The sequence below is a fragment of the Enhydrobacter sp. genome (genome assembly GCF_030246845.1).
GTDB lineage: Bacteria > Pseudomonadota > Alphaproteobacteria > Reyranellales > Reyranellaceae > Reyranella.
Map to the genome: position 1 here is coordinate 3,398,795 of NZ_CP126889.1, position 17,426 is coordinate 3,416,220.

Annotated in this window: 18 protein-coding genes; 7 read left to right on the plus strand and 11 right to left on the minus strand. The window is 66.5% G+C overall.

Annotated features, from left to right (window positions below; translation table 11 throughout):
* The first annotated feature begins 12 nt into the window (after positions 1-12).
* Positions 13-672 carry a creatininase family protein gene (locus OJF58_RS17060; RefSeq protein WP_300778915.1) on the plus strand — a complete coding sequence of 220 codons (660 nt, stop codon included), beginning with the start codon at positions 13-15 and terminating at the stop codon, positions 670-672.
* A 268-nt stretch (positions 673-940) separates the two neighbouring features.
* Here OJF58_RS17060 and OJF58_RS17065 read toward each other — a convergent pair whose 3' ends face one another.
* Both OJF58_RS17065 and OJF58_RS17070 read right to left on the minus strand, forming a co-directional pair.
* Entirely contained in the window at positions 941-1,972 is a 1,032-nt protein-coding gene (locus OJF58_RS17065; RefSeq protein WP_300778916.1) for an aromatic ring-hydroxylating dioxygenase subunit alpha, read from the minus strand.
* Positions 1,973-2,030: 58 nt separating this feature from the next.
* Entirely contained in the window at positions 2,031-3,263 is a 1,233-nt protein-coding gene (locus OJF58_RS17070) for a CinA family nicotinamide mononucleotide deamidase-related protein (RefSeq protein WP_300778917.1), read from the minus strand.
* Positions 3,264-3,366: 103 nt separating this feature from the next.
* Here OJF58_RS17070 and OJF58_RS17075 point away from each other — a divergent pair, with 103 nt between their 5' ends.
* Complete coding sequence (locus OJF58_RS17075; RefSeq protein ID WP_300778918.1) at positions 3,367-4,197, plus strand: methyltransferase domain-containing protein; 831 nt, start codon at positions 3,367-3,369, stop codon at positions 4,195-4,197.
* Positions 4,198-4,228: 31 nt separating this feature from the next.
* Here OJF58_RS17075 and OJF58_RS17080 read toward each other — a convergent pair whose 3' ends face one another.
* The 3 genes from OJF58_RS17080 to OJF58_RS17090 form a co-directional block, all read right to left on the minus strand.
* Positions 4,229-5,197, minus strand: coding sequence for a trypsin-like peptidase domain-containing protein (locus OJF58_RS17080; protein WP_300778919.1), 969 nt, complete (start codon positions 5,195-5,197; stop codon positions 4,229-4,231).
* A gap of 75 nt (positions 5,198-5,272) precedes the next feature.
* On the minus strand, positions 5,273-5,713 hold the full coding sequence (locus OJF58_RS17085; protein ID WP_300778920.1) for a hypothetical protein: 441 nt from the start codon (positions 5,711-5,713) through the stop codon (positions 5,273-5,275).
* A gap of 10 nt (positions 5,714-5,723) precedes the next feature.
* A complete protein-coding gene (locus OJF58_RS17090; RefSeq protein ID WP_300778921.1) occupies positions 5,724-6,119 on the minus strand; it encodes a cupin domain-containing protein in 396 nt (131 codons plus the stop codon).
* A gap of 121 nt (positions 6,120-6,240) precedes the next feature.
* Here OJF58_RS17090 and OJF58_RS17095 point away from each other — a divergent pair, with 121 nt between their 5' ends.
* Genes OJF58_RS17095 through OJF58_RS17110 form a run of 4 tightly spaced genes read left to right on the plus strand, consistent with a single transcriptional unit; the run spans position 6,241 to position 9,760 of the window.
* Positions 6,241-7,476, plus strand: a complete 1,236-nt coding sequence (locus OJF58_RS17095) for a GTP cyclohydrolase II (protein WP_300778922.1) — start codon at positions 6,241-6,243, stop codon at positions 7,474-7,476.
* Between the two features lie 58 nt (positions 7,477-7,534).
* Positions 7,535-8,707, plus strand: a complete 1,173-nt coding sequence (locus OJF58_RS17100) for a URC4/urg3 family protein (RefSeq protein ID WP_300778923.1) — start codon at positions 7,535-7,537, stop codon at positions 8,705-8,707.
* A 15-nt stretch (positions 8,708-8,722) separates the two neighbouring features.
* Complete coding sequence (upp, locus tag OJF58_RS17105) at positions 8,723-9,361, plus strand: uracil phosphoribosyltransferase (protein ID WP_300778924.1); 639 nt, start codon at positions 8,723-8,725, stop codon at positions 9,359-9,361.
* 12 nt (positions 9,362-9,373) lie between these two features.
* Positions 9,374-9,760 carry an MAPEG family protein gene (locus OJF58_RS17110; RefSeq protein ID WP_300778925.1) on the plus strand — a complete coding sequence of 129 codons (387 nt, stop codon included), beginning with the start codon at positions 9,374-9,376 and terminating at the stop codon, positions 9,758-9,760.
* A 2-nt stretch (positions 9,761-9,762) separates the two neighbouring features.
* Here OJF58_RS17110 and OJF58_RS17115 read toward each other — a convergent pair whose 3' ends face one another.
* From OJF58_RS17115 to OJF58_RS17140, 6 genes are all read right to left on the minus strand, one after another.
* On the minus strand, positions 9,763-10,236 hold the full coding sequence (locus OJF58_RS17115; protein ID WP_300778926.1) for a copper chaperone PCu(A)C: 474 nt from the start codon (positions 10,234-10,236) through the stop codon (positions 9,763-9,765).
* A gap of 5 nt (positions 10,237-10,241) precedes the next feature.
* Complete coding sequence (locus tag OJF58_RS17120; RefSeq protein WP_300778927.1) at positions 10,242-10,751, minus strand: TlpA family protein disulfide reductase; 510 nt, start codon at positions 10,749-10,751, stop codon at positions 10,242-10,244.
* Positions 10,748-11,947 carry a sialidase family protein gene (locus tag OJF58_RS17125; protein WP_300778928.1) on the minus strand — a complete coding sequence of 400 codons (1,200 nt, stop codon included), beginning with the start codon at positions 11,945-11,947 and terminating at the stop codon, positions 10,748-10,750. Before OJF58_RS17125 ends, OJF58_RS17120 begins: the two co-directional genes overlap by 4 nt.
* A 13-nt stretch (positions 11,948-11,960) precedes the next feature.
* On the minus strand, positions 11,961-14,144 hold the full coding sequence (locus OJF58_RS17130; RefSeq protein WP_300778929.1) for a TonB-dependent receptor: 2,184 nt from the start codon (positions 14,142-14,144) through the stop codon (positions 11,961-11,963).
* A 59-nt stretch (positions 14,145-14,203) separates the two neighbouring features.
* Positions 14,204-14,590: a DUF2946 family protein gene (locus tag OJF58_RS17135; RefSeq protein ID WP_300778930.1), complete on the minus strand. Its 387-nt coding sequence runs from the start codon at positions 14,588-14,590 to the stop codon at positions 14,204-14,206.
* A 65-nt stretch (positions 14,591-14,655) separates the two neighbouring features.
* Positions 14,656-15,414, minus strand: coding sequence for a glucose 1-dehydrogenase (locus tag OJF58_RS17140; RefSeq protein WP_300778931.1), 759 nt, complete (start codon positions 15,412-15,414; stop codon positions 14,656-14,658).
* A 184-nt stretch (positions 15,415-15,598) separates the two neighbouring features.
* Between OJF58_RS17140 and OJF58_RS17145 the strand changes: the two genes are divergently transcribed.
* Complete coding sequence (locus tag OJF58_RS17145; protein WP_300778932.1) at positions 15,599-17,389, plus strand: peptide ABC transporter substrate-binding protein; 1,791 nt, start codon at positions 15,599-15,601, stop codon at positions 17,387-17,389.
* Positions 17,390-17,426 lie beyond the last annotated feature (37 nt).

Below are 17,426 nucleotides of genomic sequence, written 5' to 3' on the forward strand. Positions count from 1 at the left end.
GCGATGAAAGGCGTGTGGCTCGAGGACCTTGCCTGGCCCGAGGCGAAGGCGTGGTTCGCGGCCGATCCGGTGGTGGTTATCCCGGTCGGCGCCGCTGCCAAGGCACACGGCCCGCACCTGCCGCTCAAGACGGATGCCCTGACGGCGCGGGCGCTCGCCCAAGCGCTGATCGAGCGCTTGCCGGTGATCGCCGCACCTGTGCTGGGCCTGGGCTTCTATCCGGCCTTCAGCTCGTTCGCCGGCAGCCAGCATCTCGGCGCCGACACCTTCAAGGCGGTCGTGGGCGAACTGATCGCTGGCCTCGCGGCGCAGGGTGCGCGCCGCGTCGCGCTCCTCAACACCGGCGTCTCGACCGAGAAGCCGCTCGATGAGATCGCGGCGGCCTTCGACGACGTGCTCGTCCTGCATATGCGCCTCATGGGGCGGTCGGCCGAGGCGCTGATCGAAAAGAGGGAAGGCGGTCATGCCGACGAGCGTGAGACTTCGGTCGTGCTGGCGCTCGAGCCGCGCAGCGTGCGCCTGGACAAGCTCGCGCTCGACGGTCCGTTCGAGGCCACCGGCGCGACCGGCGATCCGACGCGCGCCACTGCGTTCAAGGGCGAACGGATACTCGCCGCCCGCCTCGACGACCTCGTCGCCGCGCTCGTGAAGCGCTGGCCGGATCTTTCATAGGAGCGCGCCGCAATAAATCGCGCCACTGGAGCTCACCGGCCAAGGGCAGACCCTCGGGAACGAGCAAGTGCTTTTTTGGTAAGGCTGTGTCATCCCGAGCGGAGCGAGGGATCTTTGGTCGGCGTCGCGAAAGATCCCTCGCTCCGCTCGGGATGACACGACACTGGTTGGCGGCTGATTTTGTTTCTTGTTGGTGGCGCGCTCCTTTGAGTTCATTGGAACGCGCAACTCCAGTTGCGCTCACGTATGCGAGGATGCGCCAGGGAGACTACTGCCGCTGCTCGTCGGCGATCCGCTTGTTCAGGGTCCAGCGGAAATGAGCGAGCGGTGCGTCGGCGCGGATCGCCAGCATCTTGAAGTCGGGATCGACGTCGACGACCACCTGCTGGTCCTCGATGATCGCCTTGTCCTCCAGGAAGCCCTCGACCATGCTGTCGTGCAGCGAGCGCGCGATGTCGGGATCGTGCAGATCGTAGTTGTGCAGGTAGTTCCAGAAGAAGTGCGTGGTGCGCTCGGTCTCGGGCGTGATGAACTGGCAGTTGCGATACTGCTTGGCGCTGTTGCTGACGCTGCCGTTCACGCCCATGCCGGCCGGCGAGAAGCCGGTCTCGAGGAAGAAGATTCCGGGAATGTACATGGTGCCCACGTTCCAGCGGTCGACCGGGTCGTCGTTCTTCACGACCTTGCGATGGAAGGGCGGCGGAGCGGCGTTCATATGCCCGCGCCTGACCCGGAATCCCCAGTCCGCCTTCTCGATCTCGGCCGGCTTGGTCTTGTAGGCATATTCCTCCGAGCCGCCCAGCGTATTGGTGTGGACGAAGGCGAGGTGCGCGAAGTCGCTGAGATTGTCGACGATGAAGAGATAGTTCGCCTTGTAATGAAGATAGTCTGGGATGCCGCGCCAGCCGGGATCGCGCAGATAGGGGAAGTCGACGATCTTCGCCGGATCGGCTTTCTCCCTGTCGCCCATCCACACCCAGATGAGCTGGTCGCGCTCGAGCACGGGAAAGCTGCGCACGCCGAGCTTGGGCGGGATCGTATCCTGGCCCGGGATCTGGATGCACATCCCGTCGGCGTCGAACTTCAGCCCGTGATACATGCAGCGCAGGCATTCGCCCTCGCGCCGGCCCTTCGACAGCCTGGCACCGCGGTGGCAGCAGCGGTCTTCCAGCGCCACGACCTTGCCGCTCTCGCTCTTGTAGAAGACGATCGGCTGATCGCAGATGGTGCGCGCCAGGAGCTTGCCGTCGATCAGCTCGTAGGACCACGCCGCGACGTACCAGCAGTTCTTCAGGAACACGGCCAATTCCTCCAACTCTTGTGTGCAATTCAGGGCCAGGAAAAAACCCGAGTCAATGTCAGCGCCGCTCGAAGTCGATGCGTTCGTCGACGGGGAGGTCGCCGAGATGGCGGCGCAGACAGTCGAGGCCAAGCTCGGCGGTACCGATGCGAACCCAGTCGCGGCCACCCACCAGACGGGCCTGCCGCGCGACCGTGCCGGCCGAATCGGCAATGGCGACGAAGATCGTGGCACCGAAATCAGGCCTGTCGGCGCCCTCGTCGAGCTGCATCAGAACGGCCAACGCATGGCTTGCACCGCTCTCCTGGCGTAACCCGGTCGCGACCCGAACGGCCGCCTCCTTGGAGGCGCCACCCGCCGGTAACATGCGCGTGATCGTGCCGCGCTTGAAAACCATTTCCGCTCCGGGCAGCGGCGACAGGCGGGCAGCGATCGCACCGCCGGTGAAGGTCTCGGCCACGGAGAGCGTATGACCGCCCGCGACCAGAGCGGCGACCAGCCCGCCTTCCAGCGTTTGATCGTCCTCGGCCACCACGAAGTTGCCGAGGCGACGCCGCACCTCGGCCTCGACCGGAGCGAGCTTGCGCACCAGATCCTCGGCATCGGCGCCGCGCACGGCGAGCTTGGTCTCGAGCTCGGGATAGTGAGCCTGGAAGCCGAGCTTGATCTCGCCGTCGATGGCGAGGCCGGGGATGCCGGCCAGCATCTCGTCGGCGCGCGACTCGCCGATGCCGAAGGTGTGGAAACGCTTCAGCCGCGTGACGCCGGTGATGCCGCCGAGCTTCAAGAGTCGGGGGATCACCTGCTCGTCCAGCATGCGCCGCATCTCGCGTGGCACGCCTGGGGTGAAAAAGAAACGCGCCTTGCCGATGGTGACGGCGAAGCCGCAGGCCGTGCCGATCGGATTGTCGATCAGCTCTGCTCCCTCGGGCAGCATCGCCTGCTTCTTGTTGTTGACCGGCATCACCCGCCCGCGGCGGGCGTAGGACTCGGTCATACGCTGCAGCCAGTGCTCGCTCAGCACCAGCGGCACGCCGCAGGCCTCGGCGGCCACCTCCTGGCTGAGATCGTCGACAGTCGGGCCGAGTCCGCCGTTCACGATCACTGCATCGGCGCGCGCCGCGGCCTGGCGGAAGGCGGTCAGAAGGCTGGCTCGGTCATCGCCGACGGTCGTGCCCCAATGGACGTCCAGCCCCACCTCGACGAGGCGGCGGGCGATGTGGCCGTAGTTGGTGTTGACGGTCTTGCCGGTCAGGATCTCGTCGCCCGTGCACAGAATCTCCACACGCATGTCCGCCGGCTGCCTTTCCTTGGTGACATGTCAGTATCGCGACAAATGCGCTGCGCCTCCAGAGCTGTCGCACCCTACAATGCGCACCGAAGGGAGGGATGGCATGAGGGCGGGAAACCTTGGTCTGGTCGGCGCACCGTCGCTCGCGCTCGACAGCGACGAGCTGGCGCGCGACTACGAGCGGATCAGCGCCACGCGCCAGTTCCAGTCGGGTCAGCGGCTGGCGGCGGATCTCGGCATCCTCCCGGGCGAACGCGTGCTCGATCTGGGTTGTGGCACGGGCCTTCTGGCGGAGCACATTGCCGACATCGTCGGTCCGCAGGGCAAGGTGGTGGGCATCGATCCCCTGCCGCTGCGTATCGAGCTCGCGCGCAGCAAGCGGCGTGACAACCTCTCCTTCGAGGTGGGCGACGCCTATCACCTCGACATGCTGGCGGACTCCTCGCTGGATGTCGTGATCATGAACGCGGTGTTCCACTGGTTCCCCGAAAAGACCCGGCCGCTGCTCGAGTGCGCGCGCGTGCTGCGGCCGGGCGGACGTGTCGGCATCGGCACGGTGCTGAAGGGCCATCGCACCCGCATGCACCAGATCGCGAGCAGGGTGCTGGCCGAGCCGCCGTTCGACCGCTTCCCGCGGCCGCGTGCGCAGCTCACCTTCCCGGTCGATGCCGAGGAGATGCGCGCCTTCTTCGAGATGACGGGCTTCTCGGCCTCGCTGATCGAGGTGCGCGAGAGCACGCGCATGTGGCCTTCGCCGGAGGCGGCGATCCGCTTCTCCGAAGCCAGCTCCTTCGGCAATTTCCTGGGCCATCTGCCGCCCGAGCTGAAGGCCCGCGCCCGCACCGCCATCCGCCAGCGCCTGCAGGGCCTGATGACCGCCGACGGCATCATTCACCATGGCCGCCGGCTGGTGGCGATCGCTGTCCGACGGTAGCCCACTGACGTGAGTGGGCAGGGGATGACGCTCACTTCCGCGGCTGTCTCTCGACCGGGATCAGCGTGCGCGTCTCGACCACGCCGCCGCGCAGGACGGAGACGACCGTCTCCTTGCCGATCCGTGACGCGTTCAGCAGCCGCACGAGATCGTCCGCTCCTTCGACGGCGATGCCATCGAGCGACAGGATCAGGTCGCCTGCCAGCAGGCCCGCGGCAGCCGCCGGACCGCCCGGCACCACCTCGCTGATGCGGATGGCGCGCCTGCCGGCGCCCGTGGCAAGGCCGATGCGGCGCGGCAGCGGCACGGTCTCGGCGGCGATGCCGATATGGGCGCGGCGAACGCGCCCATGAGCGATGAACTCGCTCACCGTCACCACCGCCGTGTTCGACGCCACGGCAAAGCAGATGCCCTGGGCGCGAGCGATCATGGCGGTGTTGATGCCCACCACCTCGCCGGTGCTGGACACCAGCGGACCGCCCGAATTGCCGGGATTGAGCGCGGCGTCGGTCTGGATCACGTCGTCGATCAGCCGGCCAGACGTGGCGCGCAGGGATCGGCCGAGCGCCGATACCACGCCCGCCGTCACCGTCGATTCGAAGCCGAGCGGATTGCCGATCGCCACCACGAGCTGACCGCGCCGCAGCGCCTTGGAATCGCCCAGCACGGCAGCCGGCGTGCCGGCCGGCAGGTCGGTGCGCAGCAGTGCGAGATCGGTGTCGGGATCATCGCCCATCACGCGCGCCTCGCGGCTGGTGCCCTCGGCGAAGGTGAGCCGCATGCGCGTCCCACCGCCCACGACGTGCGAGTTGGTGAGCACCAGCCCGTCACCCGCGATCACCACGCCGGACCCGGTGCCGCCAGTCGGCCGTCCAGCCTCGGCCAGCCGCTCGACGCGCACCACCGCCGGGCCGACGCGGTCCACGACCGAGATCACCGCATGCGAGTAGGCGTCGAGTAGGGAGCTGTCATCTGGCGGACGGGCGTCGTCGAGCGGCATCGAAACCTCCGGGAAGGGAGGGGCTATATGGGGAGAGGGAAGCGAGATTTCATCCGCCAAAGGGGGGCCGCTCCGCTACTCCACTTTCACGTCGATGCTATAGCGGGCATTGCCGCGTGTGCTGCCGATGACGATCAGGTAGGTGCCGGTGCGGGGCAGACGGCCGCTCCAGCGCGTGGCGTCGTCGCCGTCGTCGGCCGCAGGCAGCGCCTTGCCAATGATCTCCAGCACGCCGTCGGGGTCGCGCTGGACCTTGGTCCCAGGCTCGTAGATCTGGAACACGGCATTGCCGTCCGGCGCGGTGATGGTGACAGTGAGCAACTGTCCCTTGGCGGCGGCGAGCGAATAGAGGTCGCGGTTGCCGCGCAGCACGTGGCCGCCGACGGTGCCGCCGGTCGAGCCCTTGGGGAAGAAGATCGGCCTCGCCTTGGGCGCGGGCTGCGGCGCCGGATCGGCGGCGAACGCCGGGCACAGGGACAACAGCAGCGCCAGCCCGACCGACAGAGCCAGCCTCATGAACGAAGCGCTACTCGGCGGTCGCAGTCTCGAACTCCGCTGGCATGGTGATCTCGAGCACCTCGAAATCGTCGGAGTGGGCGATCTCCTTGTGCTTGATGCCCGGAGGCTGGTAGACGGTCGAGCCGGCCATTAGCTTGTGCTCGCCATAGCCTTCGTACTCGAAGATGGCCCAGCCCTTCAGCACGTAGACGAACTGGAAGCTCAACGCATGCGTGTGGCGCGGCGCGTCGGCATGATGACCCGGCTTGGCGCGGATCACATGGGCGCCCACCTTGCCGCCCGTCAGCTTGTCGAGGCCGAGCGGCCGGTACTCGAAGAAGGGCCTCAGCCCGTCGGGCTTGAAGGAGTCCGGACCGAGATGATTCACGATCTCCGGCTTGGCGGTGGCATGGCTGTCTGGCATGGTCTTCTCCTGCATCGCGGCCGCAAACCTTTTGAGCTTAAGGCCTTAGCGGATTCTTCCTTTATTCATCCACAACGCCTAGAATGCCTCGCTTTCCCGCCTTTTGGCATCAGGAAAGCATATGGCCCATATCAGACTGAACACGCACCCCTCCCAGGGCGGCCAGGCGGCTCCCCCGGTGAACTGGGGTGCGCGCGATCCGGACTTGCGCGGACCGGTGGTCGGCACGGTGGCCGATCCGGCCAGGCGCAACGCGATCGGCGTGCATTCGGGGAGCTACGGCATCTATCGCGCGCTCGCGATCGCGGCGCAGGAACTGAAGCCCGGCCACCGCCCCGATCTCACCAATACCTCGCCGGCCGAGCCGATCGGCCCGTTCGAGAGCTGGTTCGATCCCCGGAAGATCGTGTCGCTCGATCCCTGGGGGCACATGGTGGCCGAGGTGTTCGCCGACAAGCTCGCGGCCGGCTGGGACATTCGCCCGACCATCGCCGTCACCAAGGCGCGCGTGCAGATGCCCGAGATCCGGGACGCCGTCGCGGCCGGCCGGCTGAAGCCCGACAACGATCTGCTGATGCCGAACGGCGATGTGCGCGTGACCAAGGCGGCGGTCGAGCCGGTATGGTGGCTGCCCGGCATCGCCGAGCGCTTCGGCGTCAAGGAGACCGACCTGCGCCGGACGCTGTTTGAGCACACCGGCGGCATGTACACCGAGCTCGTCACGCGTTCCGACCTCGAGATCTTCCTGCCGCCGATCGGCGGCTCGACGATCTACTTCTTCGGCGACGTGACGAAGCTCGGCAGGTCCGAGACCAGGATCGCCTGCCGGCTCCACGACGAGTGCAACGGGTCGGACGTCTTCGGCTCGGACATCTGCACCTGCCGACCCTATCTCGCGCATGGCATCGAGATCTGCATCGAGATGGCCCAGAAGGGCGGCGTCGGCGTGGTGGTCTACAATCGCAAGGAAGGCCGGGCGCTGGGGGAGGTGACCAAGTTCCTGGTCTACAATGCCCGCAAACGCCAGGCCGGGGGCGATTCGGCGGCGCAATACTTCAATCGGACCGAGTGCGTGGCCGGCGTGCAGGACATGCGCTTCCAGGAGCTGATGCCCGACATCTTCCACTGGCTCGGCATCGCGCGGATCGATCGCTTCGCGTCGATGAGCAACATGAAATCGGACGCCCTGCGCGCGCAGGGCATCGAGATCGTCGAGCAGGTGCCGATTCCCGACATCCTCATTCCCGCCGACGCCCAGGTCGAGATGGATGCCAAGAAAGCGGCCGGCTACTTCACGCTGACCAAGCCCGCGCTCGCCGATCTCGCCAAGGCCAAGGGGCGGAGGCTGACCGAATGATCTTTGGACCGCGGGCTTCCGGCCCGCCTCATGAGCGGGCTGGAAGCCCGCGGTCCGCATGAGCGATTCGATAGCTTATCTTCGCACTCCGGCGGCGATCCGGGAGCGGGCGGGTCAGATGCTCAAATATGTCGAGGACGGCCGCTCGCGCTGGTTCGCCCTCGATGCCGACGGTCTCGAGGCGGCCGTGCAGGCGACGCTTGCCGTCGCGCGCGAGCGGTTCGCCAATCCGGCCGCCATTCCCTTCCATTCACGCTGGCGGCATTTCGAGGCGGGCGGCCATGACCGCTGGGCAACGCTCGCCCCGAAGCTTGCGGGCCTGACGAGGGACGAGGTGGCGCGGCGCCGCATGGACCTTGCCATCGTCTCGGTCCTGCTCGATGCCGGTGCGGGCCCTGCCTGGTCCTACCGCGAGCCGGGCACGGGGGAGGCCTACGCGCGCTCCGAGGGGCTCGGCGTCGCGAGCTTCCACATGTTCGCGTCGGGCGCCTTCAGCCGCGACCCCAAGGGCGACCCGCTGCGCGTCGATGCCGAGCGATTGACGGCGCTGACGCCCATGGACATCGCGCTCGGCTTCCAGGTGACGGCGCACAATCCGTTGATCGGCCTCGAAGGCCGCACCGAGCTGCTGCGCAGGCTGGGCGGCGTCGGCCTGGAACGGCCGGGCGCCCTTTTCGACATGCTGCCGAGGGAGAACGGGAAGGTGAGAGCCGCCGACATTCTCGCCGCCGTGCTGGACGAGCTTTCGCCGATCTGGCCGTCGCGGCTGTCGCTCGACGGCCAGCCCTTGGGCGATGTCTGGCAGCATTCGGTCGTCGGTCTCGTGCCATTCCACAAGCTCTCGCAATGGATGTCCTATTCGCTGGTCGAGCCCGTCGAGGACGCCGGACTGAAAGTGGTCGAGCTCGATGCGCTGACCGGCCTGCCGGAATATCGCAACGGCGGCCTTCTGGTGGATTCGGGCGCGCTCCGGCCCAAGCAGCCGGCACTGCTGGGCAGGACCTTCTCGCCGGGCGACGAGCCGATCGTGGAATGGCGGGCGTTGACCGTGGCGCTGCTCGACCGTGTCGCCGAGCATGTGCGGATCCATCTGCGGATGGATGCTGCGCGCCTGCCGCTGGTGAAGGTGCTGGAGGCGGGCACGTGGTTCGCCGGCCGCAGGCTCGCCGCCCAATGCCGTGCAGGCGGTGGCCCGCCGATCGCCGTCGAAAGCGACGGCACCGTTTTCTGAAGCTGGGGAGAACCAATGTCCTTGCCGCATTCGATCCATGTCGTGTCGCATCCGCTGGTGCAGCACAAGCTCACCAAGATGCGTGACAAGCAGACCTCGAGCGCCAATTTCCGCCGGTTGCTGCGCGAGATGGGGCTGTTGCTGGGCTACGACGCCACGCGCGACCTGCCGCTGGTGCAGACGCATATCGAGACTCCCATCGCGCCGATGGACGCACCGCTGCTCGACGGCAAGAAGCTGGTGATCGTGCCGATCCTGCGCGCCGGGCTGGGCCTTGCCGAGGGCCTGCTCGACCTGATGCCGCTCGCCCGCATGGGCCATGTCGGCCTCTATCGCGATCCGCGCACGCTGCAGGCGGTGGAGTATTACTTCCGCACCCCTGGCGACATCTCCGACCGCGACGTCATCGTGTGCGATCCGATGCTGGCCACCGCCCATTCCGCGATCGCCGCGGTCGATCGCCTGAAGGAGACGGGCGCGAGGCGCATCAAGTTCATCTGCATCCTGGGTTCCGAGCAGGGCGCGCGTACCTTCGCTGAGGTCCATCCCGACGTGCCGGTGTTCACAGCCGCCATCGATGCGAAACTCAACGATCACGGGTATATTGTTCCCGGCCTCGGCGATGCAGGCGACCGCCTGTTCGGAACGAGGTAAGGGGAGAAACGCATGAGCCCTGATCTCAAGTATCTTCTGTTTTCGGTAGTGCTTGCGTTCGTCCAGGTGCTGGTCGCGGCCATGGCCGCCCAGGGACAGGTTGGCCTCTCGACCCTCGCCGGCAATCGCGACAACGTGCCCGAGCTGACCGGCCTCGCCGGCCGCGCCAAGCGCGCGCATCTCAACATGGTCGAGAACCTGGTGCTGTTCGCGGCGCTGGTGCTGATCGCCGCCGCGGCCGGCAAGGCCAACGCGGCGACGGCGACGGGAGCCGCGATCTTTTTCTGGGCGCGGCTCGCCCACGCGATCATCTACCTGATCGGCATCCCCTGGCTGCGCACGCTCGCCTGGGCGGTGTCGGTGGTCGGCATGATCATGATCGCGGTGCAGCTCTTCTAGCCTTACATGCCGTGCGGAGGCTGGGCGGCGCCCATGCTTCCGACGGCGAGCTCGACATCGATACGGCCGGCCTTTTCGAAGGTGAGTGTCAGCGGCACCTGTGTGCCCTGCTTCAGCGGACCCTTGAGGCCCATCATCATGAGGTGAAGCCCGCCCGGCGCCAGCTTCACCGTGGCGCCGGGCGGAATCTCGAGCCCGTGCTCGACCTCGCGCATGCGCATGATGTTGCCGTCCATCTTCATCTCGTGGATCTGCACCCTGTCGGCCGCCGGACTGCTGGCGGAAACCAGCCGGTCGGGCGTCGTGCCCTCGTTGGTGATCGTGAGATAGCCGCCGCCGGTCGGCGCGGTCGTCGCCGTGGCGCGCGCCCAGGGCTGGCTGATCTCGAGTGCGCCGAGCTTGTAGTCGTGGGCGGCGGCGACGGCGGGCAGCAGCGCTACCAGAAGGCCCACGAGAGCGAGACGGAAGGACATCATGTCGGTTACCTCTTTGCTGGAAGTTGGTGTTCTGCCTGGGCATCGAGCCAGGCGCGTACTCTCGCGAGGTCGGCAACGCCGCGCAGCACGGTGACCGTGCCGTCACGGTCGATCATCTCAGTGCGGGGAAGCTCGCCCGCCCAGCCAGGATCGATCTCGTAGCGCAGCCGCTCGTAGAAGCGGTCGCTGAACGCCCAGCTTTCCGCAGATCCCAATCCGGCCCGGTCGAGCGTCGCGGCAAGCTGCCCGGATTGCTGCGGCAGCGGATCGGCGGCGAGCAGGACCAGCGTCAGGTCCTTGCGCTCGGCCATCAGCTTTCCCCAATTGGGAAGCTCGACGAGGCATGGCCCGCAGGTCAGGCCCCAGAAATGGACGACCGTCGGCTTGCCGGCATGCGCCGCGCGCAGCTTCGACCAGCTTCCGCGCTCGAACGGCAGCGGGTCACGCGCATATGCGGTCGTGGCGGCGACGCCAATGGCGCCCGCGAGCAGGGCGGCGAGAGCCAGGACTCTCATGGCTTGTTCTCCAAGGGAATGAGCCGATAGCCGTCGCTCTTGGTGAGCCAGGAAAGATACGTGCGATCCTTGTAGGCGACGAGCAGCGGATGATCGGAGGCATCGTCGGTCTCCGCCACGGTCTGCGGCGCGCTCCAGCTTCGACCGCTGTCGCGTGAGACTTCCCAGCAGACCCGCGTGCGCTCGCCGTCGAACTCCTTCCACACGAGACGCAGCGCCCTGCCGTCGGCGAGAAGATTGGGTCGCGCCGGCTGCCGCTCCGGTGACGACAGCGCCCGCGGCGACGCGAAGGGCGCATCGCCAGTGTCGGCGCGGGCATAGAACAGGCCGTGGCGTGCGCTGCCGTCGGTGAACCAGGCGGCATGGTAGGAACCGTCCGGAGCGATGGCGAGGCTGGGTCCTTGATGCGGACAGGCCTCGATCTTCCAGTCATCGACGCTCACGCGCCGCAGCGGTCCGGGTGTGGTCGGATTCGCGAAGGTGATCAGCGCATGATCTCGGACCGAACCCTCGAAGATATTGCGGAAGAGAACCGCCGGCCGGCCGGGACCTGCGAACGCGACGCTCAGCCGGCAGCATTCGCAAGTGTCGTCGGCGGCGATCCTGGCGTCGGTGAAGGTGGCACCGTCGTCGTTCGACCAGGCATAGGCAAGGGCGGCGCCGGCATAGGTCTTGCCGGCTGCCTTGGCGGCCGCGGCATGGCGCTTGTCGAGCCAGGCGGCGAACAGCCTGCCATCGGCGTCGATGGCCGTCGCCTGGAAGCGCTGACTGGTCTCGTCCGACGTGATCGGGCGCGGTTGCGCAAATGACACGCCGCCGTCGGTCGAGCGCGTGTAGTAGACGCGGCCGTTGAAGCGCTTGTCCTTGAAGACGGCGTAGCTGACGACGAGATGGCCGGCGTGGTCGATCGTGATCTGCGGACGCGCGTCCGGGCCCCAGTCGACATCGATCGGACCGGCTGTGACAGACACCGGCGTGCTGAACGTCTTTCCGAGATCGGCCGACCTGGCCACGACGACGCGGTCGGACTCGGCGCGCACGACCCAAAGCGTGCCGTCGGCAGCGAAGGCTGGGGTAGCCGTGAAGACCTCGTGCGCACCAGCCATGGCGCCGTCCATATCGTGCTGGTGAGGCTGCGCGGCGGCGGTACCGGCGACCGAGAGGCCGGCGAGGGCGATGGCGACAAGTCTGCGCATCGTCGATCTCCTGTCAGAACGAGGCCCGGAGGCCGCCTGCGATCGTGAACGGCATGCCGAGCGTCGGAATGGCGCTCGCATTCACCACCGGCCCCTGGAACGAGGTGAGCGTGTAGCCTTGCGCCAGGTACTGGGTGTTGAACAGGTTCTGGACGATGCCGTAGAGCTCGACACCCTTCCTGATCGTGTACGAGGCGCCGAGGTCGACCAGCGTTGCACCGTCGTTCAACTGCGTGTGGCCCGTGTCGTTCCAGTAGGGAGGGAACGACTTCAGGTTGAGGTTGAGCGCCAGTTCCGGGATCGGATGCCATTCGGCGCCAAGATTGAGCATCCAGCCTGGGACCTGGCCGAGCTGCACGCCCGTGAAGGCAAGCGCGGGGAAGTTCGTGCTGGTGAGTTGGGCCGTAGTCTGCGTGAGGTTGGCGCTGAGCCTGAGCTCGGGCAGCACCTGCCAGCCGGCGATGATCTCGAAGCCGCGGAAATTGGCGTTGCCGATGTTGTTGTACTGATTGACGGTCGTGAAGGCGGGCCCGAGGCCGGCCGCGGCGACGAATGGGGCGGCGCAGGCGGCATTGGCGTTGCAGACCTTGGTGAAGTCGATGAAGTTCTCGAGGTCGTTGTTGAAGAAAGTCGCCGACAGGCTGACGTTCCGCCAATTGAAGTCCAAGCCGACTTCCTCGCCGGTGTTGGTCATCGGCTTCAGGTTGGGATTGGTCGTGGTGAAGCTCGTCCCGGCGGCAAAGCTGCGATACATCTGGTTCATGCCCGGCGCGGAGAAGTTCCGATAGGCCGCGCCGCGCAGCACGAGCTCGTCGGTGACGTAGTACTTGAAGCCGATGCGCGGGTCGAAGCTCGCGGCGCTCGAATCGGGGATGATGTTGGTGGCGCCCGAGCTGGCCACGAACTGGCTGGCGTTCACCGCCTGGTAGAAGTCGCCGCGCAGGCCGACCGTGACGTCCAAGGGGATGGCGGTCAGCCTCCACGTGCCCTGCGCGAAGATGCCCTCAAGCCGATGCTCGCCGCGATTGACGAAGGTCGAGGGGGGAGCTGTGGCGCCGGCGAACAGGTTGATGTTGTCGGTGACCTGGATGCGGCGGAAATCGACGCCGATCTTCACGTCTTTGATGTGCTCGGTGTCGAGCTGGTAGAAGACCGATCCGCCCTGGTTGCTGTTGGGCGCGGTCTCGGTCTGGCTGACGAACTGGTTGAGCGCGGTGACGTTGTTCAGCGTGTAGGAGCCGCTGCTGGCGTTGATGGTGCCGAAGACACCGCCGCCGGCCCAGCCGCTGAAGTTGATCGCCGACGTCTCGTCGAGCTTGTAGCTGCCGCCCACCAGCAGACGGTAGCTGGACCACTGATTGTGGGCGAGCGACCAGACGAGCCCGTCCTCGTAGGCCTGGTGGTAGTAGGCCTTGGTGAACAGGGAGAGGTCGTCGCTGGGGGTGAGATAGGTCGAGAAGGCGACATTGTCGACCTTGGACGCCGTCGCCACCAGGTTGGCGTTGCGGTACTGCGGCGGCGTGAGGTTGTAGCCCGCGCTTTGTTGATGGCTGTAGGCGAGGCCCGCCTTGACGCGATCGTTGAGGACGATGGAGCCGCTGGAATCGGCGTGGAGCGTGTCATGGCTGCCGTAGTTGACGTCCAGGGAGGCCCCGGTGCGGTGCGGCTGGCGGGTCACGATGTTGATGACGCCCCCCATCGCCATGTTGCCCCACAGGCTGGTCGCACCGCCCCCGCGGATGACCTCGATCCGGTCGATCGAATCCTTGGAGACGACGCTCCAGTCGACGGTGCGGAAATAGGGGTCGTTGATCGGCACGCCATCGACCATCACCAGGGTGTTGATCGTCGTGCTCGAACCGAAGCCGCGGATGTTGAAGGGCTGCCCGGTCGGATGAAGCTGTCCGGTCGGCACGGTGAGCGTCCAGACCCCGGGAATTCTGTTGACGATCTGGTCGACCCCTGTTTCCGGCATCGTCTGGATCTGCTGGCGCGACAGGACCGTCGTGCTGACGTCGAGCTTCTCGAGATCCGAGCCACGCGCGGCACTGACGGTCACCGGCGGCAGGACGACCGGTGGCGACGAACTTGGCGGTTCGGCGGGTGGCTTCGATGGCCCTTCCTGGGCATAGGCGGGCGCCGGGACCACGGCAAAGCCCGCGAAGGCGGCAAGACCAGCCGCACGGAACGACAACATGGATTTTTCCTCGACGGACAAACGATCGCAGCGCCTTTCGGGCGTTGCGGCTTCAGGTGTCAGGCGAGGAAGGGCGGGGCGCGTGGTTGACCCGGACCGTCGCGGATGCCGGTGGCCGTAAGCCGATCGGCGGTCCGCAAGATGACCGTGGCGGTGCTTGGCGGCGCCACCACGGCAAACGTCGTCGGCGGTGCGACGAACGCGATCGCGTGGGCGAGACCCAGGCAGCAGCCGTGTGAATCGATCGTGGCGGGTGGGGAGCTCTTGTCACCGGCGTCGGGATCGGCGGCCGAGGCGCTGCAGACGACGTTCCACAGGGTCGTGGCCGGTCCGTCGCGCATCAGCGCGGCATGGGCAAGCGGCTGCAGGAAATTGAGCGTGATCGCGAACAGCGCCACGGCCAACGCCGAGGCGCGCCAGCCCGACGGGGAGCGTCCACGATCCATGATCGAACTATGGGCCGCCGCCCGCCGCGGCGAAAGGGCCAGCTTGTCGCTGGATCGGCCGGCCGTCAGACGGCGGTCCAGCCGCCGTCCACAACCAACTCGGCGCCCGTCACGTAGGAGGATTCATCGGAAGCCAGGAACAGGATGGCATAGGCCACCTCGTCGACCTCGCCGGCGCGGCCGAGCGGCACGCCCTTCAGGGTCTTGGCCCGCATCTCGGGATCGGCCGTACGGCCGGAGGTGCGCATCGGCGGCATCAGGCCGGGATGGACCGAATTGACGCGGATGCGATCCTTGCCGTGCTGGGCCGCCCCCGCCTTGGTGATGAGCCGCACCGCGCCCTTGGAGGCATTGTAGCCGACATGGATATAGCCCTGCCCCACGAGGCCCGAGATCGAGGAGAGGTTGATCACCGATCCGCCGCGGCCCGTCTTCTTCATGGCCGCGATGCCATGCTTCATGCCCAGGAAGACTCCGGTGGCGTTGACCGCCATCAAGCGCTCCCAGGCCGGCGTGTCGTAGAGATCCTGCTCGGCCGATCCGCTGATGCCGGCATTGTTCACCAGGACGTCCAATCCGCCGCCGGCCGCCTCTATGCGGCCGATGGCGGCGCGCCACTGGTCCTCCCGGGTCACGTCGAGCGGCAGGAAGACCGCTTTGCCCCCGGCCTTCTCGATCTCGGCGACCACGGCGGTGCCTTCGCGCTCGAGCTGGTCGGTGACGAAGACGGTCCGGGCGCCTTCCCGGGCGAAGAGCCGGGCGGTCGCCGCTCCCATGCCGCTCGCCGCACCGGTGATGAGGGTGACCTTGTCCTTGAGACGCATCCTGACCTCTCCTCATCGAGTTTCGTCCGGCCGGACCAGCGCGTCCGTCCGTCACGGTCCCCGGCGCCAACTGTGGCCGGACCGTCATTGACGATGTGCGCCAGTGCTGTTCTGATAGCGCATTGCACGCATCTTGCAACATAGCGAGAGCGCAGGGCGGGACGGCTCGAGGATGGGGTGTGCTATGAACGAACGTGAATTGCGCCGTTTGATCGGCAAGGTGAGGTCGGGCGGCCTTTCCCGCCGTGGCTTCGTGCAGAAGATGCTGGCGGTCGGCTTGACGGCGCCGATGGCGACGCAGCTTCTGGCCTTGTCGGGCGTGGCCATGGCTCAGAGCCCGTCGACCTACAAGCCGACCAAGCGCGGCGGGGGCGGGGTCCTCAAGGTATTGTGGTGGCAGGGGCCGACACTCCTCAATCCACACTTCGCCGTGGGGACCAAGGACCAGGACGGGTCGCGGGTATTCTACGAGCCCCTGGCCGGCTGGGATCCCGATGGCAACCTGAAGCCGGTGCTGGCGGAGGCGATTCCCGGCCGCGAGGACGGAACCTTGGCGGCCGACGGCAAGTCGGTGACATGGAAGCTGAAGAAAGGGGTCACCTGGCACGACGGCAAGCCCTTCACCGCCGACGATGTCATCTTCAACTGGCAGTACGCGAAAGACCCGGCCACGGCGGCGGTCACGATCGCCAGCTACAAGGACATCATGGTCGAGAAAGTCGACGACCACACCATCACGATCAAGTTCGACAAGCCGACGCCGTTCTGGGCGGACGCCTTCGTCGGCTCGCGCGGCATGATCATCCCCAAGCATCTGTTTGCCGATTACAGCGGGGCGAAATCGCGCGAGGCGCCGACCAATCTCAAGCCGGTTGGCACCGGCCCCTACAAGTTCAAGGAATTCCGCCCGGGCGACATCGTGCGGGGCGAGATCAACACCGACTATCACCAGGAGAACCGCCCCTATTTCGACGCGATCGAGATGAAGGGCGGTGGCGACGCGGTATCGGCCGCACGTGCCGTGCTGCAGACGGGTGAGTTCGACTTCGCCTGGAACATGCAAGTCGAGGACGAGATCCTCATGCGCCTCGAGAAGGGCGGGAAGGGCCACGTCGTCATCTCGCAGACCGGCAACATCGAGCATATCCAACTCAACAACACCGATCCCTGGACCGAGGTCGACGGCGAACGGTCGAGCCTCAAGACGAAGCATCCCACGCTCTCGGATCCTGCGGTCAAGCAGGCGCTGTCGATGCTGGTCGACAAGCAGTCGGTGCAGAAATACATCTACGGTCGGACCGGGATCGCGACGGCGAACTTCGTCAACAACCCCGAGAAGTTCCGTTCCAAGAACACGCACTACGAGTTCAATATCGAGAAGGCATCCGAGATTCTCGAGAAGGCCGGCTGGAAGAAGGGATCCGACGGGGTCCGCGCCAAGGACGGAAAGAGGCTCAAGTTCGTCTACCAGACCTCGATCAACCAGCCGCGCCAGAAGACGCAGGCGATCGTCAAGCAGGCGTGCCAGAAGGCCGGCATCGAGATCGAGGTGAAAGCGGTGACGGCGTCGGTATTCTTCTCGTCCGATGTCGCCAATCCCGACACCTACACGCACTTCTACACCGACCTGCAGATGTACACGACGACCATGACGCAGCCCGATCCCGAGCTGTTCATGAACCAGTTCTGCTCGTGGGAAGTGGCGACCAAGGCCAACAAGTGGCAGGGCCGCAACATCACCCGCTGGCAGAACAAGGAATACGACGACAACTACAAGGCGGCCCAGGTGGAGGTCGATCCTGTGAAGCGCGCCGCGATGTTCATCAAGGCCAATGACATGGTGATCAACGACTATGTCGTGATCCCCGTCGTCGCCCGCCCGGGCGTGGTCGCCATGGGTTCGAAGCTCCAGGCAAGCATCAGCGGCTGGGACAACAACACCTGGGATCTTTCGGACTGGTACAAGGAGGCGTGACGGATATCGCCGCTCCGCCTGCGGACGTAGCCTTGGT

Coding starts and splice junctions, on each gene's coding strand:
- OJF58_RS17100 (WP_300778923.1), top strand. CDS start 7,535: ATGAGCGATTCGATAGCTTATCTTCGCACTCCGGCGGCGATCCGGGAG.
- OJF58_RS17080 (WP_300778919.1), bottom strand. CDS start 5,197: ATGCCGCTCGACGACGCCCGTCCGCCAGATGACAGCTCCCTACTCGAC.
- OJF58_RS17135 (WP_300778930.1), bottom strand. CDS start 14,590: ATGGATCGTGGACGCTCCCCGTCGGGCTGGCGCGCCTCGGCGTTGGCC.
- OJF58_RS17090 (WP_300778921.1), bottom strand. CDS start 6,119: ATGCCAGACAGCCATGCCACCGCCAAGCCGGAGATCGTGAATCATCTC.
- OJF58_RS17120 (WP_300778927.1), bottom strand. CDS start 10,751: ATGAGAGTCCTGGCTCTCGCCGCCCTGCTCGCGGGCGCCATTGGCGTC.
- OJF58_RS17085 (WP_300778920.1), bottom strand. CDS start 5,713: ATGAGGCTGGCTCTGTCGGTCGGGCTGGCGCTGCTGTTGTCCCTGTGC.
- OJF58_RS17075 (WP_300778918.1), top strand. CDS start 3,367: ATGAGGGCGGGAAACCTTGGTCTGGTCGGCGCACCGTCGCTCGCGCTC.
- OJF58_RS17115 (WP_300778926.1), bottom strand. CDS start 10,236: ATGATGTCCTTCCGTCTCGCTCTCGTGGGCCTTCTGGTAGCGCTGCTG.
- upp (WP_300778924.1), top strand. CDS start 8,723: ATGTCCTTGCCGCATTCGATCCATGTCGTGTCGCATCCGCTGGTGCAG.
- OJF58_RS17140 (WP_300778931.1), bottom strand. CDS start 15,414: ATGCGTCTCAAGGACAAGGTCACCCTCATCACCGGTGCGGCGAGCGGC.
- OJF58_RS17125 (WP_300778928.1), bottom strand. CDS start 11,947: ATGCGCAGACTTGTCGCCATCGCCCTCGCCGGCCTCTCGGTCGCCGGT.
- OJF58_RS17145 (WP_300778932.1), top strand. CDS start 15,599: ATGAACGAACGTGAATTGCGCCGTTTGATCGGCAAGGTGAGGTCGGGC.
- OJF58_RS17110 (WP_300778925.1), top strand. CDS start 9,374: ATGAGCCCTGATCTCAAGTATCTTCTGTTTTCGGTAGTGCTTGCGTTC.
- OJF58_RS17070 (WP_300778917.1), bottom strand. CDS start 3,263: ATGCGTGTGGAGATTCTGTGCACGGGCGACGAGATCCTGACCGGCAAG.
- OJF58_RS17095 (WP_300778922.1), top strand. CDS start 6,241: ATGGCCCATATCAGACTGAACACGCACCCCTCCCAGGGCGGCCAGGCG.
- OJF58_RS17130 (WP_300778929.1), bottom strand. CDS start 14,144: ATGTTGTCGTTCCGTGCGGCTGGTCTTGCCGCCTTCGCGGGCTTTGCC.